The sequence below is a fragment of the Paenibacillus sp. WC2504 genome (assembly GCF_052682475.1).
Map to the genome: position 1 here is coordinate 7942459 of NZ_JBQZFH010000001.1, position 24811 is coordinate 7967269.

Sequence of the window (24811 nt, forward strand, 5' to 3'; positions counted from 1 at the left end):
AACCTGCCTCGTCCTTTTTTTATTTAAACAAGCTCTCTCAAAGCTTGAAGCGCCGCGTCATAATTCGGATGCTCTTTCATTTCGGTTAAATACTCAACATAACGAACTGTATTGTCAGCATCTACAAGGAAGATGGCCCGTTGATCAAGCTGGATCTCTTTAATCAATACGCCATACGCTTGGCCGAAGTTACGATGTTTGTAGTCGGAAAGTGTAATAACTTTATCAATTCCGGCAGCCCCACAGAAACGGCTTTGCGCAAAAGGAAGATCCACGGAAATCGTCAGAATGACAACGTTATCCCCCAGTTTATCTGCTTCCACATTGAATCGGCGCGTCTGCGCATCGCAAGTTGCTGTGTCCACGGAAGGAACAACGGAAATCAGCTTTATTTTACCCGCATAATCCGACAGGCTCACCTCTGTCATAAGATCTTTATTCACCGTAAAATCAGGCGCTTTATCCCCAACTTTAATCTCCGGTCCTAGCAAAGTGACTGGATTTCCTCCAACAGTTGCTACTCCTGTGCGTTCTTGTACTTGTGTCATGATAGTTCCTCCTGAATGGTTGATGTCGTTTATATGTTTTGATGCTGGGAAAAGGGATTAAGCTTGCTCGATTACAGCTTTAAGTTTCTCTTTGGGTTGCACGCCTACCAGCTGATCCACCACTTGCCCGTCTTTGAAAACTAGCAATGTTGGAATGCTCATGACGTTATATTTAGCAGCGGACTCCGGGTTGTCGTCCACGTTGATTTTTACGATTTTGGCTTTGTCGCCAACCTCGGCGGAGAGTTCATCCAAGATCGGAGCGATCATTTTACAAGGGCCGCACCAAGGTGCCCAGAAATCGACGAGCACGGTTCCACTACTTGTTTCACTTTGAAAGGTTGCATCGGAAATTTGGTTAACTGACATGGCTAATTCCTCCTAGGATTTAAGTTATTTGATGTTGGTTATTTGCTGCTGACAAGAGCAACAGCATTTTCTGAAATATATCGCTCAGCATCTAGTGCCGCCATAGCACCGCTGCCTGCTGAAGTGATGGCTTGCCGGTAAATGTGATCTTGCACATCACCGCAGGCAAATACGCCTGGTATCGCTGTTTTGGAAGTTCCCGGGATGACCTGCAGGTAACCGAGTTCGTCGGTTGGCAGTTGACCACCCAAGAATCCTGTATTCGGCGTATGACCGATTGCCAGGAAGATGCCGTCTGCTTCAAGCAATTCTTCTTCGCCTGTTTCGTTGTTGCGCACTTTAAGCCCTTTGACCCCAAGCGGTCCGGCTTCTACTTCCAGCGGGGTGCGGTTCAGGCTCCAAACCACTTTCTCATTGCCGCGGGCGTGATCCTGCATGATTTTCGACGCCTTCAGATCATCACGACGATGCACGACGCGCACTTCAGATGCAAATCTGGTCAAAAATTGTGCCTCTTCCATCGCGGTATCCCCGCCGCCAATCACGATAATTTTCTTATTTCTGAAGAAAAATCCGTCACAAGTGGCGCAAGTGCTGACTCCTTTTCCGATGTTCTCAGATTCGCCGGGGATGCCCAGCTTCTTAGCTGAAGCGCCTGTAGAGATAATGATTGAATCCGCCGTCAGTTGACCCCCACCTTCTAGAAATAACGTGAACGGCCGTTTCGACATATCCACTTCCGTCACGCGCCCTGACTGGATTTTAGCGCCGAAGCGCAGCGCCTGCTTCCTCATGTTGTCCATCAGTTCAGGGCCCATAATACCGTCCGGGAACCCTGGGAAGTTATCCACCTCCGTTGTAGTGGTTAATTGACCGCCAGGCTGTATGCCTTCGATGACAAGCGGCTCCATGCTCGCTCTCGCTAAATAGATCGCAGCCGTTAATCCGGCCGGGCCTGTTCCGATAATGATCGCTTTGTGGTGCATACAAATGCCTCCTTTTATTCATCGATATTTGTTTATTTCCTATTGTTGATTGCTTGTTGTCTATTTCGTATTTCTTATTTCTTAGTTCTCATTTCTTATTTCTCTTTTCTCATTTCTTACCATCGTTTTGTTAGCAAATTAATTTGATGCAAACCTTATGAACAGATCATATCAATTTCATTTAAATTTGTCAACAATTAAATTGCATACAAATCAAATATGAAAGTAGAAACCTTTACTCCTTCCAGAAACCGGTTAAGCCTTCATAAAACATTCAGTTAGACTTCATGTGGGCTTCAGATTCCATAGGCATAATAGAACCATGTCATCCAGAGACACATACTGAAGGGAGCAAATATGAATAAAACACAAATAAGATCTAATCGCACATGGAAATGGGTATCAGCTGTACTGCTGATCTGCCTTATCGCATATATCGCTTTCTACCCACCAACTAAACACGCTGCGGGCAGCGCGGGGACAGTAGAGCCCGTCGCCAAAGTCAATGGTGTCAGCATCAACTCCGAACAGTTATATCAAGCTATGCTCGCTAGCGGCGGTCAGCAGACTCTTGATTCCATGATCTCTGAAGAGCTCATTAATCAAGAAGGTCAAAAAGCAGGCATCACCGTCACCGACGAAGATATTGATAAAGAAGTTGCCAATGTAAAAGGCTCTTATGGCTCTGACGCTGAATTTCAACAAGCGCTCACTTCTTACGGTATGACTATAGACGATCTCAAGAAAAGCATGAAGTCGCAGGTCCTTTTGAAAAAGATATTAACGCCTCAAATCACAATTACAGATGATGAAATCAAAAAATATTACGATGAAAACCTCGAAACCTTGAAGGTTCCTGAGCAAGTTCAAGCCTCTCACATCTCCGTAGCGACGAAAGAAGAGGCGGATGCTATTATAGCCGATTTGAAAAATGGGGCCGACTTTGCCACGGTAGCTAAAAGCAAATCTTTAGACACAGCTACCAAAGATAATGGTGGATCCCTTGGCTACATCTCTAGCGGCAATATGGACGAAGCTTTCGATACCGCGGCCTTTGCTTTAAAAGTTGGCGAAACCAGCGGCGCTGTTAAGACAAGCACGGGTTACGACATCATTAAAGTAACAGACCACAAAGCAGCTTCCACCCCTACAATGGAGGAGAAAAAAGAAGATATTAAGTCGGCGATCACCACTCAGAAACTGGCTTCCCTCTCCACCACATGGCTGCAGGATAAGAAATCGCAGTCGACGGTTGAGAACTATTTGAGCAAGCCTAAAGGAGCTTAACGTATCCTTCCATCTATTCCACTGTACGTGGAGACAGAGGCGGCTGCCTCCACGACCAGCAGCAAAAAAGGATGCCCATGGGGCATCCTTTTTCATTTTACGGTGTACGAGTTTTCATCTCGTCCAAGCTCTTGAACTGATAGCCTTGACTTCTGGCGTCGTCAATGATTTTGGCCAGCGCCTCCGTGTTATCTTTGGATACGGAATGCAGCAAAATCACCGCGCCAGGGTGCAGCTGCGCCATCACATTTCTATACGCATACTCCCAGCCCTTCTGCTGCTTGGGCTCCCAGTCGCGGTACGCAATGGACCAGAACACGTTCGTGTAGCCAAGCTGCTGGCTGACGGCTAGCGACTGACCGTTGAAGATGCCCCGCGGCGTGCGCAAATAATGCATCTCCTTCTGGCCAGTGACAGCGCTCACGCCATCCCTCACTTGATCGAGCTCTTTCTTGATCCGATCGGCGGAAATTTGGCTCATATCCGGATGGCTCCAAGAATGGTTGCCAATCAAGTGCCCCTCTTGCGCCATGCGTTTCAGCAGTTCCGGCTCGGTTTTGATGTAATGGCCGGTCACAAAAAAGATGGCTGGCACTTGCTTTTCTTTTAGCACGTCCAGAATCTTGCCGGTATACCCCTGCTCATACCCATTATCGAACGTGAGGTACAATTCTTTGACCGCTAAATCACCTGTAAAGATAGCCCCATGCTGCTTCAACAGATTCTTGAAGCCTTCTTCATCAATGGAAGGACGCTGTCCGTTGGTGCTTTTTTTGAAGCCGAAATGATAAGACCCGTCAGCGGATACGAGCGTGGCCTGTCCGAGCAGCATCGCAATCACGACGGTAAGGATACGGATGTAATTCACGGGTGCAGATTCACTCCTTGCCTTCTGTGGTTGAGTTCAGCCTTCATAGACTGTTACTAATATTCCACAGGAAAGGCTGGAGTAGGCGTGATTCGAGCAGGGTAATATTGGATGCTCGGCACCAATCCTCTAATCGGATCAATCAATGACTTTCCCGAAAATCTCCACGATATCCGCGCGGAACGAGTGCCCCACCAGCTTTTGAATTTCGGCATAGGCTTCCCGCTGGGACATCTCTTCCCTGTAGGAACGCGGCGTCGTTAGCGCCAGGAATACTTCCACTAATCCTAGCATCTGCGATAGCAGAGGGATTTGATCCCCAGCAAGCCGATACGGGTAGCCGGTGCCATCCACTTTTTCATGATGATACAGGAACGCCTTCTCCACCTCTTGAAAGTCAGGGATGCCTTCGCATAATTCCTTGGCCATGTAGCAGTGCTCCTGAACGACTTCGAATTCGAATTCGGACAGCTTGCCTTCCTTTTCGAACATATAATCCGGCAGCTTGACCCTGCTAACAAAATGCAGAAGCGACAGCAGATCAATCTCCCAGTCCTGTACGCGCATTCCCCCATAGGCCTTCACCAGTGATTTGAGCAGCATGCTCATCTCTCCGATTTCTTTCCGTGATGTCTGGGTTTTCCGCTCCCCAACGGGAATAAAGCTTTGCAGAAGGTTAATCACCTGCTGTTTCTGCTGCTGGAAAGCCAAAGCCTCGACACGTTTTTTAAACTGATTGCGCGAAACAAGGATGACCCCTCCCAAGATCGCGCTTCCAAATGTATATACACCTCTGGTTATTGCAGCAATAATCGGTGAAATATCTCCAACTATAACGGAAGTTGGCCCGAATATAGAGAGAAGTACGACGTACATCATAACAATGAGGCAGCCGTATACATATATTTTGGAATCTACCAGCAAACTAAGCAGAATGGGACAAAAGGCAATCGCCACCCACATGTGCCATAAGGACAAAGGGTTGTACAGCGTAGTCACGACAACAACAACAAAGATAATGATTGGAGATATGAGCTTTGTATACACATTCTCTTTGGGCAAGTTCTTTTGAATCACAAGAATTCCCCAACAGAAAAGCGACACGGTAAGCGAGGTTACCATATAAAGATAAGATTCCGAGTCTCGGATAACGAGCCAGTAGAGTATCCCGCCAATCGTGCATAACGAAGCCATACTTGCGATAATGAACATCATCAGTTGATCGACGGGCTGATTCTCGAGGCGCTGCATGTTCATATGAGCGAACTCCTTTTGGAGACGGGGTAGGTTCCGTACTCTTTGCATTGGAAATAAGAAATTCCTTTCATGACCTCTTCAATGGTCGATAATATGACCTCTGGACTCGTATCCTTCATTAAATAACCGTCCACACCTGCTTGAAAAGCACGATAAATATCCTCACTTTCATCAAATGCGGTCAGGATAATGATTTTCATCTGCGGATATATGCTCTTAAGTGCCTTCGCACCTTCAATGATCGGTATGCCGGGCATTTTGAGATCCGTCAACAGTAGATCCGGCACGATGGAGAGGGCTTGCTCAATAGCTTCACTGCCATTGGTAGCCTCACCGGTTACCGCGTAAGCGCCGCAGCTGCCCAACAGCATGCGAAGACCTGCCCTTACAATGGAACTGTCATCAGCAATAATGACTTTATACATAAGCAGTACTCCTTTCGCGCGGTATATATGCGGTAACTGTTGTTCCTACGGCTTCCTCAGATTGGAATGTGATTGAGCCATTCAAGGCTTTAATCCGGCTCTCCATGCCGCCCAGTCCGAACCTTCCCTCTTGATGCCTGTCCTCGGACTTCATTCCGATTCCATCATCCTTAATCATAACGGTCCATTGCACACTCGTAACTTCAATCATAACGTGAAGATGCTTCGCTTTTGCGTGCTTGATGACGTTATTGGCCGCTTCCTCCACCAAGTGATAGATCGCACCTTCGACGTCCACCTGTTCTTGCGAAACCCAACCGACATGTTCAAAAATCGGCTTCACTCCCGTGTTCTCTGTGATGCGCTGCAGCATTTTTTCAATCGCGTAATGGAGATTCAGCGTTCTTTTTTCGTCCTTAAGCTCCGTTATGAATTGCCGGATATCGCGGTGGCTTTCTTTCACCTTCTTCTCGATCTCGGTGACATAAGGGAGCATTTCATCTCGCGCATGCGCGGGTAGGGCATTCTTCAACTGAAACAGCTGAATGGAGATGAAGAACAGCTCTTGTGTAATGCCGTCATGAATGTTCTGTGCGATCGTATTGCGCTCTATCGCGACCGCTGCTTCCTCTGCTTCCAGCAGCTCCTCGTCGCTGAAATGAATGGCTTCCAGCCTCATAAGAATGAACTGGATGTACATTTTGTGCAGGATGGATAATTCATTTTTCTCCGCCTTCACCAACAGCCAGCCATACGATTTCCCGCCACGATCGAGCAGTGTCTGGATGTACAGCGACTCTAATTCACCTGTAGGAGAAGGCAATTGGGCGTACATCCTCTGACCGTGCAGCGATGCATTTTGCTTCATATAGTTCGTGAAATAGGTATGCTTCCAGCTCAGCGCCTTCTCGTTCTGTCTATCTCTTTCCATACAGAGCATGACTTCACGCTCATCCAAAATTTTCTTGAGCAGACCTTCTAAATAAAGAATACCCCCCTGCTTCCTCGGCTGCCGAGCCATAAAACGAGAGGAATAAATCATCACCATCTTGCGATACTGTTTACGCACTGCTTGGATAGTGTAGTGCGCAAAACTTATCAAACAAAAGTAACCAAGGATAACAAAGCTATAATCAAAATGGTTCAGCAGATAGATGTACGCGGCCGCATCAGAAGTCAGCGCAAAGATCAACGGGAGTAAAAGCGCATAACAAAAAGAGATCCGGTAATACCCCCGCCATGTCACGAAGCGCTTGACCATTAATAAGCCGGTAAAACAGTAGATTAAGAACGGTGAGGACAACCCTCCTGTTAACCAAAGCAGGTAAATCCCAAAACTAATATCCACAGCAGATGCCGCAATCGCGGCTTTTTTACCCATTTTAAAAAGATATAACAGACTGTAGGCCGTGTGAAAAAGAACGGCAGCCAACAACAATCCCGGTGTCACGTTCCCCGATTTGGTATAAATCAGGAGCCCCATCAACAGCAGCACCCATCTGCCTCCAAAAAAAACATACAAGCTTGATTTGGTAGTTAGAAACATCGACAAATACTCCTAAACTTTATCAATTCTTAATGGTCTTTCGACTGCATTTGTTATACAATGAAGCAGTCAACTACAATAATAGGTAAAAAGCACTAGGAAATTATACCTAGTTTCAGTATATCATAGATCGCATCATTTTGGAGGGAAACCAATCGATGAATATGATTATCCTTGATGACCATCCGCTTGTACGCAAAGGTATTTGTACCATTGTTTCATCTGGTCAGTTCATGAATATTGTTGGGGAAGCAGCGAATACGAAGGAAGCTCTACGGCTTCTTGATCAGACAAACCCCGATCTTGTGCTCGTAGATTTAAATTTGGGAAATGAGAACGGCATCGATTTCATACAAGAGGCACGCAGGGCAGGACATGCTTGTAAATATATCATTTTGACTTCGTCCATTACGCAAAGTGAGCTTCAGCTCGCACAGTCCATGCAAATTGAAGGCGTCTGTTTAAAGGAAGCGTTTCCAGAAGATTTGTTGTACGGCATTGAAGTTGTCGCTCGCGGTCGTAAGTACTACGATCCGGTGTTGATGGGGTCGATCATGGAGCATAAATCAGGCAGGGAAAAGCAAGAGTTGTCTGAATTGACTCCCAAAGAACTTGAAGTGTTGATGTCGCTCGGTAAAGGCCGCTCGAACAAGGAAATCGCTAACGCCCTCTATATCACGGAGTTTACCGTCAAGAAGCACGTAAGCCAGGTTCTGGCCAAGTTAGAACTAGCGGATCGGACGCAAGCCGCCTTGTACGCCTTATCCAAAGGGCTGGTTCAATTCGAAATGCAGCGTTAATCGCCTATACATAAAGGAAGATCCGCCGGGATAACCCGCCGGATCTTTTTTTGGCTTTACAGGTCAAGAGGCTCAGCAATGCGATGCATCGGCAGCAGCGAGAAGAAGGCATAACCTTTCACATCTTTGATGTGTACAGGACCCAGCGAGGGGTCCCGGCTATCCTTGCTTTCGCCCAAGTTGCGATTGTCTCCAACTACGAACAGGTAGCCGTTTGGAATCGTCTGTACGTCCATATTTTCCGACTTGCCGGCTGTATACAGCTCAGGCAGCGGTGTTTCGTTGACGTAGATGACGCCATCTCGAATGAATACGCGATCGCCTTGAACGGCAATGACACGTTTAATAATGCTGAATTCTAACCGATCATCCTTGATTACAACCACATCGCCATACTTCGGCGTTTTAAAAAATAGCGATACTTTATTCATCAGCAGAACATTGCCGCTTTGCAGCGTCGGATTCATGGAATTACCAGAAACCCTCGTCAGTCCTATCATGTTATTAATCAATATAAAGGCTAGAGAGAGCAGTAAAATGAATCGAACCCAACCCCAGAATTCACTTTTATGCTTAGTCGCTGCCGGCTTCTTACGTGCCAAAACTTCATCTGCCATGATACTTTCCCACCCTCGCTAACTTTCTCGCTAAATTATGATTGATTGTACGTGACATGACTTACAGTTGCATCCTATCGCTGTTGCCCATAGACATCCGAAATGACCGTTGGCGGTTGGATCTCCGATTGTGACGCAGGTGGCACTGAAGGTGGTGCTGCTGGCGGTGTTGCCGGTGGTATCGCTGGTGCGCTAGGTGGCGGCGCAACCAAAATGATAGGCGGGCTCTGCGTGAACACCATAGCCGGCGGTACGTAGCTGCCTGCTAATGAATCCATGGCATCTTTGGCGCTGTCGAGAATGGTTTGCAGCTTATCCAAAATTTGTTTGCGGTCCTGCTCCGTTTTGACCTCCGTGCCGGCAAGCAGGTATTGTGCATGCTGCTCGAGTGCCTGCAGATGAAGCTGTTTCTGCGTATCAGTGAAAGATTGAAGACTTCTAGTGGATGCTTCAAGTCGAAGCTGCAATTCTTTCTTTAACAATTCCTTCTGCGCATCCGTCTCTGATTTCATGGATTGATCCAATCCTTGGATGACCTGCTCCGTCTTCTTGTTAAACCAAGAAGCCATTGCACCGGCAATATCCATATCCGCATAGGAAATTCCGGCGGACGCCGTGAGAACGACAGTTAAAGAAACAATTCCGGCTGCGACAATCTGCTTGGACTTCACCTTACGCTTCTTCTCATTTCTCCTCATCATTTTCATTCCTCCCTTTCTCAAAGTAAGCGTATAGCCCCGAAACCGGGGCCCGTCCGCTTATGGCATTTTATTATTTCAAACCGTTAAGTACGATGTTCTCTAGAGCTGTTTTACCTGAAGCTTCAAGAGCGTCGCCTTTATCTGTAATTGTTTTGATGTTAGCTGCTTCCAGATCATCAGCAAGTTTTTGAAGTTCTGCCAATTTAGCTGCAATTTTAGCCGTTAAGTTATCTTTAATTTCTTTGGATGCTGCTGTTCTTTCTTGGCTCAGCAAGTTGTTGAGCTCTGTTTTTGTCGTTTCAATTTTCGTAGTCAATGTCGCCGCTGCTTGCGCTTGCGTTGTTGCAACGCCTGCTTCAAGAGCATTCAAGGATTTTTTACCTTGCTCGTTTACATCGTGGATGATGTCTAATTTGCCGGCAAATCCAAGGCCATCAATAACACCATTGTTAAAGTTGTTGGCATCATTTACGACTTTGTCGTACTCGCCAGGCATGCTAGCTACAATACTTCCTTTTTTAGCGTCAATGGAATTGGAGTACGCCGTTACTTGACCGTTGATAGCCCCTTGTGTTTGCGCCGTTTCTGTTGTGCCCGCTGTTTTCACATTATTAACAGCACCATTGTTGATCGCTTTGTAATCCGAAACCAACTTGTCGTTATTGGAAGCGACGAAGCTTGCTACATCTCCGGCTACTAGAGCTTTTGTTACTTTAGTGGCGCTGTTATACCAGCTTTGAAGCTGTCCGCCAGCATCTGTTGCAGCAAAAGCTGTACCCATACCCGCTACTAATCCTGTTGCGATAACCCCAACTGCTAATTTACTTTTCAATGCTTTCATCGTTCATCAATCTCCCTTGGCATCATTTTATTTGTTGAATCATAATTCACAATGACTGACTACTTGCCCGGCGTTAACGTTAATTCCTGAAGCACCTGGATGGTCAATTGATCCACTTCACGGTCAAGCTTCTCGTTCGAAGCAAGAACATACTTGTCAAATTGGGCCGGCCCTTCTGTCTTCGTCAGCTCTTCCGCTTTACTTTCAATTTGGCTGACGTAGTCTTGCCTAACCGCCTCTACACGGTTCCTCGCTTGTTGACTCTGGACGTCCTGAACTTGTTTCAGTCTGGCGGCATGGCTTGAGCGCATCTCATCGGCCCCTGCTTGCATGGCTTGTCTGCTTTCGTTCAAAGCACGAATAGCTTTGCTATTCACTTCGCTCTTGCCCGTCTGAAAACTCGCCTTGTACCAGTTTTGCAGCGGCAAGCTCGCATCGGAGTAGGCATAGGCCGTACTCATGATGAGGAAAGTCGAGAGGCTCAATGAACCGATCATCACTTTTCGTTTTAAACGGATCATCGCGCTGCCCTGCCTCCTTCGTGTTCTGCACCTGCTTACAAATTTATTGTAGCTCAGCATCCATTTTGCGCCTTCCCACACAAGAGTAATTTATTACTACTACCTTGGCGGGGGGGTCGATGGTATACTTTCGTACCAGATCGAAGAGAAACTTCATTTACAAGAATGAAGCGCCACGATACAATTCGTCTGTAAAAGATCTAACATACATGATTAGTGGAGGGTTTATCTTGAATTTATTAGAAGTGAACTATCTTGCTGTGCTTGTTGCTACAGCGGTCACGATGGTGCTCGGTTTCCTGTGGTATTCGCCCGTCTTATTCGGTCATGCATGGGCTAAGCAGCGTGATCTTAAAATGGGCGAGATGTCCGGAGGCGGCCCGCTCACCTACATCCTTACTGCATTAACCGCTCTTGGGGGTTGCTTTATTCTGGCTCTGCTGCTGACAATGGGCACTGAAACCACTTGGGTATCCGGACTTGCGGTCGGCGCGTTGATCGGTCTGAGTATCTCTCTGAAAATCGGCATGAATTACCTATTTGAAAACGCCAAGCTCCCGCTGTACTTCATCACCGTAGGCTACCACCTGGTGGCCTATGTCATCGGCGGCATCATTATAGGTGCTTGGCAGGGATAGCTCTTTTTTTCTTTTTCCGTGATTCAATCCCACCAAACTGGTGTAATAAGGTAAGTCCCCAAGCCATATCGTGAACGCCTGCATATACTGGAGCAGGACCCTTTTGGGAACACAACCTCCAGCTGAATCCAACAGCTGGACTATAACCTGTGTACGGTGGTATCTATGATGGAAAAACAACTTATAACCGCAAAATATGACTTGCTCCACGTTCTTGGGCTGGCTTCCGAGGAAGACATTTACAATGCCCAATATAATGGGCTGTCACTGGCCGATATCGCTGAGGCGAATAAGGTCGACGTTCAAAAAGTAATTGATCTTCAGCTCGCCGAGCTCATTGAACAGCTCGATGAGCGCCTGTCCAGCGGCAGTATCACACCGGAGCAGTACTACGCTCAGCAAGCTGAACTGCCCGAAATCATCATGAGAAGCGTCTACGCCTTATAATTGCAGCTTAGAGTCGGCGTATGTCGAGGGCTGTCTCGAAAGTAGAGATTTCTACTTTTGAGACGGCCTTTTTCCTTTTGGCTGGCTTCTCAGGTAGCTTAGTTCAAGTAACACAATACCCACCAATTGCAGCTTTATCCACTAGCCCCCAAGTAGCTACCATTCCGTAACGGACTCAGGAGACGCTACTTCGCCAGATTTGGTCTATTTCCAGTTGCTAACGGACCGAGGAGACATTATTCACGGATTTTGCTGCTGTTTCGGACATTTTCGGGCCAATAACGGCTCCTGGGTCCGTTAGATGCGAATCCACTCCTACAAACAGCAAATAGCGTCATCTCAGTCCGTTAGCCGACGGCTGTTGCTCACACGTGCCAAGTTAGCGATTAAAAAACTCCGCCAATAGTTCCACAACTAGTTAAAGTACGACAATTCCCACCAGTCGCAGCTTTATCCACCAGTTCCACAACTAGTTAAAGTGCCACAAATCCCACCAATGCAGCTCATCCACCAGCCCCCCAAGTAGCCCACATTTTGTAACGGACTCAGGAGACGCTATTTCGCCAGATTCGGCCGGAACTCGCCCTCATTTGCATATTTTCTCCACTTGTTGCAAACTCCTTTCTGTGTCACTATCAAAGAAAGCATTTTCTAGGATTGGAAAGGATTCCGAATATGAATTTTCAACAGCTTATCCCCCTCGTCCCGCTCATTGAGCAAATCGAGACCTGCGGCACCTCCCTTACACTCGGATGTCCATCTGGCATGTACCAGCTTATTATTGTTCGTCGCGGTCATATAACGCTGCATCAAAATAACCAAGAACCGTCGGTTTGTTCGCAAGCCTATGCTTGCCATCCCGAGCATGGTCCCTACACGATACAAGTTCCCAAAACCAAAACCGCCGAATACATCGTTATCACCTACAGGATGATACCTGACGGTTACCCCTGGTCCTTGCATGGCCCTCTCACAACCTTGAGTGAAATCAAAATCCACTATATGTTGGACGAGCTGCTCCGCACAACGGAGGATATCCATCCACTATCGGTAGAGGAAATAGCTGCTCAGACGATTCGAAAGCGCATGATGCTGGAGCGTATTCTTTTCATTTATCTATATGAATCTCATTTAACTCAGGACAAGAAGTCATCCAGCGAATCCATTGAAGAGATCCTTTCCTATATGAACGAGCATTATATGTTGGAGCTTTCGCTTCCGATGCTGGCTAGACGGGCAGGCATGAGTGTCGGCTATTTTACCGTTCTTTTTAAAAAACAAACCGGGATGACGATGATGAATTACTTGTATACCCTGCGTATTGAGAAAGCGAAACAAATGTTTCTTCACACCGATTTACTGGCCAAAGAAGTGGCAGGACGTGTCGGATTCATCGACTATTTCCATTTCAGCAAAGTATTCAAAAAGAAGACCGGCACCTCCCCGTCGGAATTCGTCGCCAATCAAAATTAATCTAAATATTAGACATGCTGATTATGCAAATCAGACATGTCCTTACGCGGAAATTGAGCGTATTATTTCAAATGAGAATAATAATCATTGTCATGGGGGAGTCAACAAAATGAAACACTATTTTACACGTTTTAGCTTGCTTGCACTGATCACCGTGTTTGCACTGAGCCTAGCGGCTTGCGGCAAATCTACGAATATCGAATCCGCGGCAGCAACAACGTCTGCTGCAGCAAGCCAGAAACCTGCCGCTCAGACGGACGGTAAAATCACCGTACAGGATGCTACAGGAACACTTGAACTACCTAAGAAACCTGAACGCATCGTAGCTATGGAATTCGGATTCACGGACACCCTCGTCACATTAGGCGTACAGCCGGTTGGTGTTGCAGATGATGACAGCCCGGATCTATTGATGGATTCTGTCAAAGCCCAACTCAAAACCTACAAGTCCGTAGGGTCCCGTTATGAGCCGAACATTGAACTAATTTCCTCATTGAAACCAGATTTGATCATTGCTGACATTAACAAACATAAGAATGCCATTGCCCAACTTAAAGGTATCGCGCCTGTTCTGGTATTGGATGATTTCCAAGCCGACTACAATCAAATGCTGAAAAACGTTGGCATTATCGCCAAGGCTGTCGGTAAGGAAGAGGAAGGCAAGAAACGTCTGGCTGAACACCAAGCTAAAGTTGATGAAGTGAAAAAGAAACTAACCGCTACAAACCTTCGCGTACTTCCAGCGGTTGTGAATCCCAAAGGATTCTTCGCACACTCAGATCACGCTTACAGCGGTTCTTTCCTAGCGATGCTTGGTTACACGGATCCAGTTAAAAATGCTGCCGCCTACCCGCAAATTACACTTGAGCAGCTCGTAGAAGCAAATCCGCAAGTGCTATTCCTGATGCCAACGGAGAAAGAAACGATTGTTAAGCAATGGGAAACAAATCCGCTATGGCAGAAAATTGACGCTGTAGCTAACAAGAAAGTATTTACTGTAGAGCGTCGTGACTGGTCTCTATCACGCGGATTCCTCGGATCCGAGAAAATTCTTGATGATATCGTGAAGAATTTGGGGCAATAGTCCAATGAAGCCTATAACTGAGAAGCAGAGCCAGAAATGGCCTCTGCTCTTCCTATTTTCTGCCGCTGTTCTTGTGATGCTGATCGGCGTGATTTGCAATTTGAAATGGGGCCAGGCCTATGTCTCCTGGCACACTTTGTACGAAGCGGTGACTTATCAGGGCAGCGACAAAACCCATCTGTACATCCAAACGCTTCGTCTACCACGCGCCATCATGACGTGTATCGTCGGGATGCAGCTCGCTTTGGCCGGTATGTTGACTCAGATCACAACCAAAAACCCCTTGGCATCCCCGCACATTTTCGGGATTAATGCCGGGGCGGCGTTAGCCGTTGTGATCGGGCTTGTCATTTTGCCCCATTTCGGAAACTTCGGGCTCATCGGCTTTGCCTTCGTCGGTGCTGCACTAAGCGCGCTGCTGATCTGGTCGTTAGCAGGCGCAGGACGCCAGCAGTATGTGCGTCTGGCGCTAGCCGGCATCACGATCCACTTCCTCATGTCTTCCATGACGGAAGGTTTCATTATTATGAATCAGCATGCAACGGACAGCATGATTTTCTGGTTGGTCGGCTCCCTGAATCAGGCAGGGTGGTCGGATGTGCGAATCATTTTCCCCTTCTTCATAGGGGGAATGGCTTTGTTCAGCCTTATGCTGCCGGCGTTCAAGCTGCTGCTGCTTGATGATGACATTGCAGCGGGCTTAGGTCAGCGCGTCAACATCGTGCGCGGCATCAGCATCGTGCTTGTGCTCCTGCTCGCCGGATCTGCCGTGGCCTTATGCGGCCCGATCGGCTTCATTTGTTTGCTTGTTCCACACATCGCTCGGGCGATGATTGGGCCGAACCTGCAAATTCTAGGGCCGATGACGGCTCTGCTCGGAGGAATCTTGCTCGTCTATGCCGACTTTCTCAGCAGATTCATTGCTTTTCCCTTCGAATCGCCGGTCGGTATCGTGACTGCGGTGATCGGTGCACCATATTTCATTTACTTGGCACGTAAGCAAGGAGGTGCGAAGTGAGAAAATACACACACACCTCCTCCCTCTCACTGATTGTGGCTCTGATTATCATGTTTGTATTAACTGCCCTGTATGTCCATGTAGGTGCTGTGCGCATTCCGTTTGGCGATGTGTGGTCCGGGTTAACAGATGCACAAAGCCAGTCTTACTTCATCGTGCATCAAGTCCGCTTGCCCCGCGTGTTAGTTGCGATTTTAGCGGGCTTCGGGTTAGCCGCCGGCGGCGTCATTCTGCAAGGCTTAGTGCGAAATCCACTGGCCAGCCCTGACGTCGTGGGGATTACGAAAGGGGCCGGTTTCATGGCGGCAGCGGTGCTCTTTCTATTCCCCAAATCGCCAAGCTACGTCTTGCCGATTGCGGCTTTCGCCGGCGCCTTTCTAGCCTTCCTGCTCCTGCTGCTGCTCAGCCGCCGGTTAACGCTTAACCCCTCCACATTAGCTTTGGTGGGCGTAGCGATCGGTACTGTGTTCCAAGCTGGCACACAGTACTTGATTGTCAGGCACCCCAGCGATATTAACATGGCGCTGCTCTGGCTCTCCGGCAGCTTGTGGAGCCGCAGCTGGCACGATGTCTACACCCTGCTGCCGTGGATCGCAGTGCTCCTGCCCATCGTGTGGGCGAACTTTGCGAAGCTGAATGTATTTCTGCTTGGCGATGACATCACCGCCTCGCTGGGCCTCAACATCGTGAAGCAGCGCTTCCTGCTGCTGCTTCTTGCCGTTGCTTTGGCCGGCATCTCCGTGTCGGCGGTCGGCGCGATCGGCTTCATCGGCCTGATCGCCCCGCACATCGCGCGCAGCCTCGTCGGCAGCCGGCATCAGTGGCTGATCCCGCTGGCAGCTATCATCGGCGCGGACTTGATGCTGCTCGGCGACCTCCTCGGCCGCATCATCATCCTCCCGCGGGAAGTGCCTGTAGGGATCATGACGGCCGTGATCGGCGCGCCGTATTTTATTTACCTGCTGCGCAAGGAACGTCTGCGCAACAAATAAAGGGGCTTTCCCAGGAGGTCAGATATGACCATTCTGGGAAGCCCCTTTCAGTTTTACAAACTATATGCGATAATCGTCGTTTCTCCAGCTCTTGATGGATTTCTTAATCGTATCCGATGACCATTGCCCGTCAGCCGCCTTCTGACATAGAGCAGGAAACTCTTCGTCGGAGGCAAAGCGCAGCGCAGCGATCTGACCCACTGTTAATCTCGCATCCAGCAGCTTTTGAGTTAACACATAGTGCCTGAGATTCTCTTCTGCACGAATCGCACGATCCTGTGCTTTCAACGGATAGGAACGAATCAGCAGAAATACAATGATCACAATGATAGAAATGAGTAGAAAAAGAAAGGAAGGCAGCAATTGATCCCCTGATTGCACGGATCTAATTAACTCTACGATCGACGTAACCAATAGAATTAACGCTAGCAAAGAGAACACATAATGAAACAATGGATGCATTCTGCGGTGATTTGCATACGTTTGTTCGCCGTTTTTCATGATTTCCCCACAATCTCATCAATCTCGCTTTTCAAGAGCAAGTAGCGATGCACACTTCTCATAATTGGCACCTTGGTTAAATTGTTTTTGTCTACATACTGCTTCATCTGATCCTTGGTCAGACCTAGCGATTTCCCAGCTTCCATCACCGTTAATACAACTTCATTACTTGTCGCGTTGAACGTCGTTTTCACTTTTTGATTCCAATCCTCAAATACCTGCATGTCCGAAGCAACACCCTTCTGTTCCAATCCTTTCATTATAGCACAGAAGTACGCAGACAAAGCATCCATTTGTAGGATGCGGTCTTACTTACCGTCATCATCACTCAAAAGCTCCAGCAATGCCTGCGGCAGCGCAAACTGCTGATTGTTAATGACGATCTTATTGAGCGCGTCACTGGCCAAAATGCTGGAGGTCTGCTCTTCTTTAATCTCTTCGATTTCCGCATGCAGACGTTCCATTTGCAGATCAAGCGCAGATGCTGCCATAGCTGCTTGTTTAAGCTCCTCCAACAATCGTGCAGGAACAGCTTGATTGCCTTCATTGAACTTATAAAATATTTTATGCTCCAAACTGGCCCAAAAGTCCATCGCAATGGTACGAATTTGAATTTCAATACACACGCTTTCTTGCCGATCCGTCAAATGCACCGGCACTTCAACCAGCAAATGAAGACTTTGGTAGCCATTCGGTTTCGGATGCTTGATGTAATCTTTCTCACCCAGCACCTTCAGGTCGCTTTGGTTTTTGAGCATATTGGAAATGGCATAGATGTCCGAGACGAATGAGCATGTAATCCGCATGCCGGCAATATCCTTCACACATGCTTTGATCCCGTCAAAAGACATGTCTCCTCCCTTCCTGCTGAGCTTATGAAAAATACTCTCGGGCGATTTCAAGCGGGATTTGGTATGCTCGATCGGATTATATTCATGCAGCATCTCGAATTCCTGCACTAAGATTTCTACGCGGGTTTCCATGGCGTCCAAAGCGAATTTGTACGTCATCATAAACCTTGTAATTTCGTGCTTAAATCGTTTCAAATCATTCATAGAAAGCTGATTCATCATGGCAGTTCCATCCTTTAATCGTGGTTATTTTACCAGTCTTATCTAGTGTAAGGTACGAAAGGTCCGTGAGCAAATTTTGGTGTTCGTATTGACACTTTGCGCGGTCGCTTGATATAGTACATTTATCATATTTCGAGTGAAAACTTACGTCGGGAAGCACCCGTAGGATAAGGCTTTGGCCTTTTCTTGCAGGTGCTTTTTTTGTCTTTCCTCGAAACTTAAGGAGGCTTGTATCTGAACCTATTCACTTTGCTTCTCGCCGCTTTTGTTCTAGTCTCAGCCCTTCCGGGAGAGGCGTCTGCAGCAGCTCCGTTCAGCTTCACGACAGGACTTTTGGATAAAACGCTAGCCGCTTCCACCCAAGCTCAAACCAATCGTATTCACGCTTTACAGGATGAACTGGTCACCCTTCAGAAGCAAGAACAAGAATGGGATCATTCAATTACGGTGCAGCACAATCAAAATAAAGAGACACTGGCAGCGCTAAGCAAACAGGCTAAAGCAATCGACGCTGCTCAACTAGCCAAGCTGGAAGAGGATGTACTGCGAACGAGAGAACGCTACAAACCATTATTATCCCGTTACACCGCAATTAATAAACAAATCGAAGATGTGCGGCCGCTCAAAAACAAAAGCTTGAACACCATGCTCCGTCTTCAGGCCACGGCTTTGAAAATTCCCGCCCAGCTAGCGCGCGCAGACATTCAATCGAAGGAGAAAGCCCACCGGGCAGCCAAAGATAAAGCCTCCAAAGCAACGAAGGACATACGTGACCGTCTCGAGGACATCAATCCAACTAACGTGCAGATTAAAGCTAAAATGAGCGCTGTCCAATCTTCTCGCAAAAGCTTGTCTCCGCTATGGAGCGCTTTTAAGAAAAGCGCCAAGAAAGGGGATGCGATCGGGGTCCAAAGCACCATGAGCTCCATGGTTTCCCTCCAGCGTCAAGTCAATGACGAGAAACAGCGAATCTATAAGCTGGAGACCTCCGTCCGCGATAAGCTAGCCACTATAAAAAAAGACACCGGTTAAGGTGCCTTCTGTTACATTCATTTAATTAATAGGCAAAATTCTTGCTCAATGACTGAAAAACACAATCTGAATAAAGAACAGCACCGCAAATAGATAAAAAATCGGATGCACATCGCTTCGTTTTCCGCGGAGCAGCTTTAATACCGGATATACGATAAATCCGATGCCAATTCCAGTTGCAATACTATACGTCAAGGGCATCAACACCACGATAAGAAAAGCCGGAAAGGCTTCCTCCAAGTCTTGCCACTCTATTTTACGGAGCACATTCATCATCAGGAAACCGACGATAATTAACGCAGGCGCAGTAATGGCCGGAATGCTGGCAAGCACGGCAATGATTGGCGAGAAAAACAAGGTTAAGGCCAGCAATACGCACACCGTGATCGCCGTCAGCCCGGTTCTCCCGCCTACAGCAACGCCGGAACTGGACTCAATATACGCGGAGGTGGGACTCGTTCCAAGCAATGCCCCTGTCGAAGTTCCTATCGCATCGGCCAGCAGTGCGCCTCTTGAGCGCGGAAATTTATTGTCCTTGAGAAGCCCCGCTTGCTCGGCAACCCCAAGCATCGTTCCCGTTGTATCAAATAAGGTAATCAATAAAAATGTAAAAATGACAGCGTACATCCCTCCCGAAAAAACACCCTTGATATCTAGTTGAAAAGCCGTCGCAGAAAGCCCCGTCGGCGCTGCAACGAATGATCCCGGCATCGTCAAAAGTCCCATAATCCAGGCCAATACAGCGGTAATCAACATGCCGAAGAACAAAAAGCCACGCACCTGATAAGCCATCAGGATCAGCGAAACGATAAGGCCAATGATCGTCAACGAGGTCATATGTTCTCTAAGATCACCTAATGTTAGCAGCGTTGAGGGAGAAGCTACGATAACCTTGGCATTTTGCAGGCCGATAAATGTGATAAACAAGCCGATCCCCGCAGTGATGGCATGCTTCAAGCTTGTGGGAATCGCGTCCAGCAGCATATATCGGAAAGAAGTTAACGATAACACAATGAACAAGGCTCCAGCGACAAAAACAGCACCAAGCGCAGTCTGCCAACTGACACCGCTTCCGCCTACAACGCTAAAAGCAAAATACGCATTCAACCCCATTCCTGGCGCAAGCACAATCGGGTAATTCGCAAAAATTCCCATAATCAGCGTCGCCACAATGCTTGCCAACACCGTTGCAATGAACACCCCGTGGAAATCCATCCCCGCCTTGCTTAGAATCCCCGGATTCACAATCACAATATAAACCATCGTCAAAAACGTCGTGACCCCTGCCATGAGTTCCGTCGGCACCGTTGTGCCCCGTTCTTTCAATTTAAATAACGAATTCATTGCTGATGACCTCCAACCAACGGGATTTGTTTTTTTATTCTTCCCTTTGTTTGGAATCGTAGTAATCAATTTTCTCCATTGACAGCGCTGCCATGCGGGGATACAATTGGCACTAAACAACAAGAATACAACAACATTCACACAATAAACAACATTAAATGATCATGAAACAACAATGTCTATGCGCTAAGGAGGATTCATCCATGAAGGTTCATTTTTTGGGAACAGCAGCATATGAGGGTATCCCCTCGCTCTTCTGCCAATGTCTCACCTGCAAACAAGCCCGCGAACGCGGAGGTAAAAATATTCGTTCCCGCACTTCCGTCATGTTTGACGACGACTTGAAGGTCGATTTTCCACCTGATACCTTGATGCACTCACTACAGTACGGGATCGATATGAACAGCGTAAAGGATCTGCTCATCACCCATTCACACTCAGACCATCTATATGCTGAGGATATGGCTATTCGTGCAAAAGGCTACGCCCAATCAGGCGAAGAAACCATGCATGTTTACGGACATGACCTTCCATTCCGCCTCATCTTTCAAGCGTTGAATGGACTGAAGCACAACTATCATTTCCACCGGGTGATTCCGTTCCAGCCTGTAGAGACGCAAACGGCCACGATCGTTCCGCTGCTGGCGGATCATGATCCTCTCGAAACTTGCTTGCTCTATTCCATCGAAAAGAATGGAAAAACAGTCTTGTATGGCAACGACAGCGGGTGGTTCCCGGATGAAACGTGGGCTTGGCTGAAGGATAAGCAGTTCGATTTGGTTATCCTGGAATGCACCACAGGCCGAGTGGGGCACAGAAACAACCATATGAACGTGGATGCCGTACTCGAAACGAAAACATGGATGGATGAAGTCGGTGTATTGAAGCCGGGAGCACAAATCTACGTGACACACTTTTCTCATAATGCGGGGCTGCTGCATGAGGATTTGGTTGACATTTTTCAGCCTCATGGGATTGAGGTTGCTTATGACGGTTTGATTGTGGAGCTCTAGCTGGAGTAAACGAAAAGACACCTCATCAGGTGTCTTCTCTTCCCCGCTATTCTCTCCCGATTACAAAATAATCGGAAGCTTCACATGACTCGGATATTCCTCCGAGTGGTAAATCGTTTGCTGCACGATCACTGGCTTTGGATCCTCATAAGGGTTGATGCCGGTATTCGTGTTAGGAAACGCGATAAACTTGCTCGACGATGTCACCGTAAACCGCAATTGGTGGCCTTCGCGGAACGTGTGGGCAATATTTTGCATGAATATCGCGTATTTTTCCACTTTACCAGGCGTAAGCAGCTCTGGATTATCCAATCCACTACGGTACTTCGCCCGCACGATGTAATTGGACAGCTTTATCGAATTGCCGAGCGCATCCACATCGCTCAAAGTAACGACCCAGTCCGTATCAACACCGGTGCTCGCCGCATACAATTCACAAGACAGCTCGCCCGCTACGGTTAAATCCCGCTCCAGCACAGCGCTCGTATACACAAGAATATCACTGCGCAGCTCATGCTTGCGCATGTTCTCCGGCTCTCTTTCGCCACTGTCGGCAACAGGATCCTCGGGGTTATACACATACGTATCCGCAGGACCTTGCAGAGTAGGAGCCTCGATCAGCACACCGTCTCCATGGCTGGAGTTGGCCCGCCCTTTACTCCCCAGATAAAAGCTCTTGATTTGCGCCTCCGCAGGCGTCCAGTCCTCGGACGTTCGCCACTCGTTGCTTCCAACAACGTAATACTTCGCCCTTGGCTCTTGATCAATGCCATTGGGCAGCTCTTTCAGGAACCTGTCGAACCAGCGCAGCACATTTACGTCATAATCGTAAACAACCGCATCGTTGCTGAAGCTGGTACCGAGCAGATCTCTTGCTCGGTTAGGGCCGTGCTCCCATGGTCCGAGCCATATTTTCCGGTTGGGGACATCATGCTTGGTCAGCATCCTCCATGTCTCCGAGACGCCTGCGCTGTCCCCGTCGTACCAACCGGAAATGACAAACATCGGCACCTTAACCTGATCGCCACGCTCCGTAAAGGTGCAATTTCTCCAGAAATCATCATATTCCGGATGCTCACTCCACAGATCCCAAGGGCCAGAAGCTCTGCCAATCATCTGCTGAGGAACCTCTCTGATCGGTCTGGCGTCTACGGCTTTCTCCGGATCAACGGTTTTACCCGCAAAAATATCAAAATCCGTCCTTGTACCAACGGACTGCGCAAGCGTCCAGCAGAGCAAAGGCCAGGAACATACGGTTCCGCCTTTACGTACCGTATCCACAAATGGTGAACCTACGTTCACTTCATTAACGACCGCCTTTAAATTCGGATGTCCACTCGTAGATGCTGCTGTTACAACATATCCGAGATAGGAGGCACCCCACATGCCGACGCTGCCGTTTGACCATTCCTGCGACACGATCCAGTCGATCGTATCAGCACTGTCGTCCCGCTCATAAAAGAATGGAACCAGCTCTCCCTCGGAATCTGCGCGCCCTCTGACATCCTGATTGACGACGGCATACCCCTTGTTCGCCCAACGCTTGAAAAATTCTTTGCGCAAGTTGCGATCATAGCAGGTGCGAATCAGTATGGTTGGCAGCCCCTGCGCGGATTGAGCACCCTCAGGCAGATACACATCCGTTGCCAAACGTACGCCGTCCCGCAGCGGAACGAGAAAGGTGCCCAGATCGTTCACGCCGAATTCCGGCTTCGAGAGGAGCGGATCTTCGTACACCACAAGCGGGGTCAACGCTTCGTACCCTTCCGCCACTAGCACTTCCATGCCGTACCGGTTCGGCGCCACGAACGCGATAATGCGTCCATCTACGGTCACGATGTCGAGCGCCGTATCCTTCCGCATCGCCCAAACTTGAGATGTCACCTCTTGTCCCGATTGTCCTGATCTTTCCGTTTGTCCAGTTTGTCCCGTTTGTCCCGGTTCTCCCGCTCGGCCAGCCACCCTAGCTGTATAACGCACATGCCGTGCATAAAGGTCGCCATTGCCAAGCGTAACCTCGTCTCCCTGCCAAACGGCTTGGTCATAATGCGCCAAAGACGTCTTGATTTTGGAAAAAGGCAATATGTACGGTGTCTTCTCCGGAAGGACATTTTCCTGCATTTGTGTTCTCCTGCGAGCATCCACTTTGGCATGCATAATCGCATTTTCGGCAAACCGGATTTTCCCCTCATACACACCGGCACAATACAAATTAAACGTCGTTGACTGAAAATATGTGCTCATCCCCGTTAACTCCTATCCCCAGACTTGTTCGAAAACACGCAGCCAGTTGCCGCCCATAATCTTCTGAACGTCTTCATCGCTATACCCTCTTGCAACCAAGCCACGGGTAAAATTGATAAAATAACTGTACTTTTCCAGTCCCTTCACCGTTTCGGTAGACGGTCCGTCTCCTTTGGCAAAGCCAATTCTCGGTGCAATGTGCTCTTTAAAATACACCAAAGACCACTCCACATCGCTCATAGGCCAATCCGTACCAATACCCACATAGTCAACGCCGACCAGCCGAACCACATAATCGATATGATCCAGCACATGTTCGATTGTCGTTTCATTCGGGTCCTGATAGATAAACCACGGCATTGCAAAAACACCGATGACGCCGCCGGTTCCAGCAATCGCCTGGAGCTCTTCATCGCTTTTGCAGCGCATATGGCCAAAGAGAGCCTCTACGCCAGTATGGGAAGCGATAACCGGCGCCGTCGAGAGCCGACATGCATCCAGCGTCGTTTGCTTGCCGCAATGACTGGTATCAACGATGATGCCCAGCTCATTCATTCTGCGAATGAAGCGCGCACCGAAATTGCTGACACCGCCATTGGCTTGCTCCGCACAACCGGAAGCAATGTAATTCTGATTGTTGTACGTAAGCTGCAAAACACGCAAACCGAAATGATAGAGCGCGTCAAGCAAGGCGAGATTTTTGCCTAAGCCATCCGTTTCCTGCGCGGTTACGATGCCCGCTTTCTTATTGGTGCTTTTGGCGGTGCGAATATCTTCGGCGTTAAGCACTTTGACCAACCAATCATTCGTATCGAATTGACGCTGTATTTCGCCCATGCTGGTCACAAGACCCTCTATATCGGATATGTCCAGTTGGCGGTTACCCGCGGTAATGCCGGAACGATACCACTCCTCCTTGAATGCTGGGAGTTCCCCGCGCGCTGCCATATCGTGAATGATTTTGCTCGGCATGCCGCTGTACACCATTGGTTCATCCCGGTAAGGCTCGCAGGCTTCACGGATGTTTTCGGAGATCTGCGCAGGGATCGCTTGGGGCGACAATGGACCTTGGAACAGCAGATCAATAATGATACTGCTTTCGTGAAGCCGGCTCGCACGGTCCTCCTGCTCTGGGGTTAAGTGAAAAGGATACAATCCTTCCGTGAGATTCGTCTTCATCTACAAT

At 48.2% G+C, this 24811-nt stretch carries 27 protein-coding genes; 10 read left to right on the forward strand and 17 right to left on the reverse strand.

Translation table 11 applies throughout. The features are described from left to right. Positions 1 to 23 precede the first annotated feature (23 nt). The 3 genes from tpx to trxB are packed head-to-tail and all read right to left on the reverse strand — an operon-like array spanning position 24 to position 1903. Positions 24 to 548 (reverse strand): thiol peroxidase, encoded by a 525-nt coding sequence (gene tpx, locus ACUN27_RS36310; RefSeq protein WP_315955057.1) that lies wholly within the window; start codon positions 546 to 548, stop codon positions 24 to 26. A gap of 57 nt (positions 549 to 605) precedes the next feature. Then, positions 606 to 917 (reverse strand): thioredoxin, encoded by a 312-nt coding sequence (trxA, locus tag ACUN27_RS36315; protein WP_315955058.1) that lies wholly within the window; start codon positions 915 to 917, stop codon positions 606 to 608. Between the two features lie 38 nt (positions 918 to 955). After that, a complete protein-coding gene (gene trxB, locus ACUN27_RS36320) occupies positions 956 to 1903 on the reverse strand; it encodes a thioredoxin-disulfide reductase (RefSeq protein ID WP_326062323.1) in 948 nt (315 codons plus the stop codon). Positions 1904 to 2260: 357 nt separating this feature from the next. Here trxB and ACUN27_RS36325 point away from each other — a divergent pair, with 357 nt between their 5' ends. Beyond that, on the forward strand, positions 2261 to 3190 hold the full coding sequence (locus ACUN27_RS36325) for a peptidylprolyl isomerase (RefSeq protein ID WP_315955060.1): 930 nt from the start codon (positions 2261 to 2263) through the stop codon (positions 3188 to 3190). Positions 3191 to 3287: 97 nt separating this feature from the next. Here ACUN27_RS36325 and pdaA read toward each other — a convergent pair whose 3' ends face one another. From pdaA to ACUN27_RS36345, 4 genes are all read right to left on the reverse strand, one after another. Beyond that, a complete protein-coding gene (pdaA, locus tag ACUN27_RS36330) occupies positions 3288 to 4022 on the reverse strand; it encodes a delta-lactam-biosynthetic de-N-acetylase (protein ID WP_315955122.1) in 735 nt (244 codons plus the stop codon). 174 nt (positions 4023 to 4196) lie between these two features. Beyond that, positions 4197 to 5315: an HD-GYP domain-containing protein gene (locus ACUN27_RS36335; RefSeq protein WP_326062324.1), complete on the reverse strand. Its 1119-nt coding sequence runs from the start codon at positions 5313 to 5315 to the stop codon at positions 4197 to 4199. Beyond that, positions 5312 to 5740, reverse strand: a complete 429-nt coding sequence (locus tag ACUN27_RS36340; RefSeq protein WP_326062325.1) for a response regulator — start codon at positions 5738 to 5740, stop codon at positions 5312 to 5314. The genes ACUN27_RS36335 and ACUN27_RS36340 overlap by 4 nt, the downstream gene beginning before the upstream one ends. After that, positions 5733 to 7286: a sensor histidine kinase gene (locus ACUN27_RS36345; protein ID WP_445560547.1), complete on the reverse strand. Its 1554-nt coding sequence runs from the start codon at positions 7284 to 7286 to the stop codon at positions 5733 to 5735. Before ACUN27_RS36345 ends, ACUN27_RS36340 begins: the two co-directional genes overlap by 8 nt. A 158-nt stretch (positions 7287 to 7444) precedes the next feature. Here ACUN27_RS36345 and ACUN27_RS36350 point away from each other — a divergent pair, with 158 nt between their 5' ends. Further along, the gene (locus ACUN27_RS36350) at positions 7445 to 8086 is read left to right on the forward strand and encodes a response regulator transcription factor (protein ID WP_315955064.1); all 642 of its coding nucleotides are present in this window, start codon (positions 7445 to 7447) and stop codon (positions 8084 to 8086) included. Between the two features lie 56 nt (positions 8087 to 8142). Here ACUN27_RS36350 and lepB read toward each other — a convergent pair whose 3' ends face one another. The 4 genes from lepB to ACUN27_RS36370 form a co-directional block, all read right to left on the reverse strand. Then, positions 8143 to 8703 (reverse strand): signal peptidase I, encoded by a 561-nt coding sequence (gene lepB / locus ACUN27_RS36355; RefSeq protein WP_326062327.1) that lies wholly within the window; start codon positions 8701 to 8703, stop codon positions 8143 to 8145. 74 nt (positions 8704 to 8777) lie between these two features. Further along, entirely contained in the window at positions 8778 to 9404 is a 627-nt protein-coding gene (locus ACUN27_RS36360; RefSeq protein ID WP_326062328.1) for a hypothetical protein, read from the reverse strand. 70 nt (positions 9405 to 9474) lie between these two features. Then, a complete protein-coding gene (locus tag ACUN27_RS36365) occupies positions 9475 to 10245 on the reverse strand; it encodes a hypothetical protein (protein ID WP_445560548.1) in 771 nt (256 codons plus the stop codon). Positions 10246 to 10304: 59 nt separating this feature from the next. Continuing rightward, positions 10305 to 10766 (reverse strand): hypothetical protein, encoded by a 462-nt coding sequence (locus ACUN27_RS36370; RefSeq protein WP_445560549.1) that lies wholly within the window; start codon positions 10764 to 10766, stop codon positions 10305 to 10307. Positions 10767 to 10975: 209 nt separating this feature from the next. Between ACUN27_RS36370 and ACUN27_RS36375 the strand changes: the two genes are divergently transcribed. From ACUN27_RS36375 to ACUN27_RS36400, 6 genes are all read left to right on the forward strand, one after another. Beyond that, positions 10976 to 11404, forward strand: coding sequence for a DUF1761 domain-containing protein (locus tag ACUN27_RS36375; RefSeq protein ID WP_445560550.1), 429 nt, complete (start codon positions 10976 to 10978; stop codon positions 11402 to 11404). A gap of 168 nt (positions 11405 to 11572) precedes the next feature. Beyond that, positions 11573 to 11851 (forward strand): hypothetical protein, encoded by a 279-nt coding sequence (locus ACUN27_RS36380; RefSeq protein WP_315955070.1) that lies wholly within the window; start codon positions 11573 to 11575, stop codon positions 11849 to 11851. 675 nt (positions 11852 to 12526) lie between these two features. Continuing rightward, positions 12527 to 13324: a helix-turn-helix domain-containing protein gene (locus ACUN27_RS36385; RefSeq protein WP_445560551.1), complete on the forward strand. Its 798-nt coding sequence runs from the start codon at positions 12527 to 12529 to the stop codon at positions 13322 to 13324. A 109-nt stretch (positions 13325 to 13433) separates the two neighbouring features. Further along, positions 13434 to 14408: an ABC transporter substrate-binding protein gene (locus tag ACUN27_RS36390; RefSeq protein ID WP_315955072.1), complete on the forward strand. Its 975-nt coding sequence runs from the start codon at positions 13434 to 13436 to the stop codon at positions 14406 to 14408. Between the two features lie 4 nt (positions 14409 to 14412). Next, positions 14413 to 15426: a FecCD family ABC transporter permease gene (locus ACUN27_RS36395; RefSeq protein ID WP_445560552.1), complete on the forward strand. Its 1014-nt coding sequence runs from the start codon at positions 14413 to 14415 to the stop codon at positions 15424 to 15426. Positions 15427 to 15476: 50 nt separating this feature from the next. Beyond that, positions 15477 to 16418, forward strand: coding sequence for a FecCD family ABC transporter permease (locus tag ACUN27_RS36400; RefSeq protein WP_315955123.1), 942 nt, complete (start codon positions 15477 to 15479; stop codon positions 16416 to 16418). Between the two features lie 60 nt (positions 16419 to 16478). Here ACUN27_RS36400 and ACUN27_RS36405 read toward each other — a convergent pair whose 3' ends face one another. From ACUN27_RS36405 to ACUN27_RS36415, 3 genes are all read right to left on the reverse strand, one after another. Beyond that, positions 16479 to 16919 carry a DUF6526 family protein gene (locus tag ACUN27_RS36405; RefSeq protein WP_315955074.1) on the reverse strand — a complete coding sequence of 147 codons (441 nt, stop codon included), beginning with the start codon at positions 16917 to 16919 and terminating at the stop codon, positions 16479 to 16481. Continuing rightward, positions 16916 to 17143 carry a DNA-binding protein gene (locus ACUN27_RS36410; protein ID WP_127457084.1) on the reverse strand — a complete coding sequence of 76 codons (228 nt, stop codon included), beginning with the start codon at positions 17141 to 17143 and terminating at the stop codon, positions 16916 to 16918. Before ACUN27_RS36410 ends, ACUN27_RS36405 begins: the two co-directional genes overlap by 4 nt. A gap of 84 nt (positions 17144 to 17227) precedes the next feature. Next, positions 17228 to 17989: a GTP pyrophosphokinase gene (locus ACUN27_RS36415; RefSeq protein WP_315955124.1), complete on the reverse strand. Its 762-nt coding sequence runs from the start codon at positions 17987 to 17989 to the stop codon at positions 17228 to 17230. Positions 17990 to 18220: 231 nt separating this feature from the next. Between ACUN27_RS36415 and ACUN27_RS36420 the strand changes: the two genes are divergently transcribed. Beyond that, complete coding sequence (locus tag ACUN27_RS36420) at positions 18221 to 19024, forward strand: hypothetical protein (protein WP_445560553.1); 804 nt, start codon at positions 18221 to 18223, stop codon at positions 19022 to 19024. Between the two features lie 45 nt (positions 19025 to 19069). Here ACUN27_RS36420 and ACUN27_RS36425 read toward each other — a convergent pair whose 3' ends face one another. Further along, positions 19070 to 20368: an NCS2 family permease gene (locus ACUN27_RS36425; RefSeq protein ID WP_315955076.1), complete on the reverse strand. Its 1299-nt coding sequence runs from the start codon at positions 20366 to 20368 to the stop codon at positions 19070 to 19072. A gap of 203 nt (positions 20369 to 20571) precedes the next feature. Between ACUN27_RS36425 and ACUN27_RS36430 the strand changes: the two genes are divergently transcribed. Beyond that, positions 20572 to 21381: an MBL fold metallo-hydrolase gene (locus tag ACUN27_RS36430; protein WP_315955077.1), complete on the forward strand. Its 810-nt coding sequence runs from the start codon at positions 20572 to 20574 to the stop codon at positions 21379 to 21381. A gap of 60 nt (positions 21382 to 21441) precedes the next feature. On the opposite strand, the gene ACUN27_RS36435 is transcribed toward ACUN27_RS36430, so the two are convergent. Together ACUN27_RS36435 and ACUN27_RS36440 are read right to left on the reverse strand one after the other, a co-directional pair. Beyond that, positions 21442 to 23625 carry a CocE/NonD family hydrolase gene (locus ACUN27_RS36435; RefSeq protein ID WP_445560554.1) on the reverse strand — a complete coding sequence of 728 codons (2184 nt, stop codon included), beginning with the start codon at positions 23623 to 23625 and terminating at the stop codon, positions 21442 to 21444. Positions 23626 to 23637: 12 nt separating this feature from the next. Further along, on the reverse strand, positions 23638 to 24804 hold the full coding sequence (locus tag ACUN27_RS36440) for a dipeptidase (protein ID WP_326063180.1): 1167 nt from the start codon (positions 24802 to 24804) through the stop codon (positions 23638 to 23640). Between the last annotated feature and the right edge of the window lie 7 nt (positions 24805 to 24811).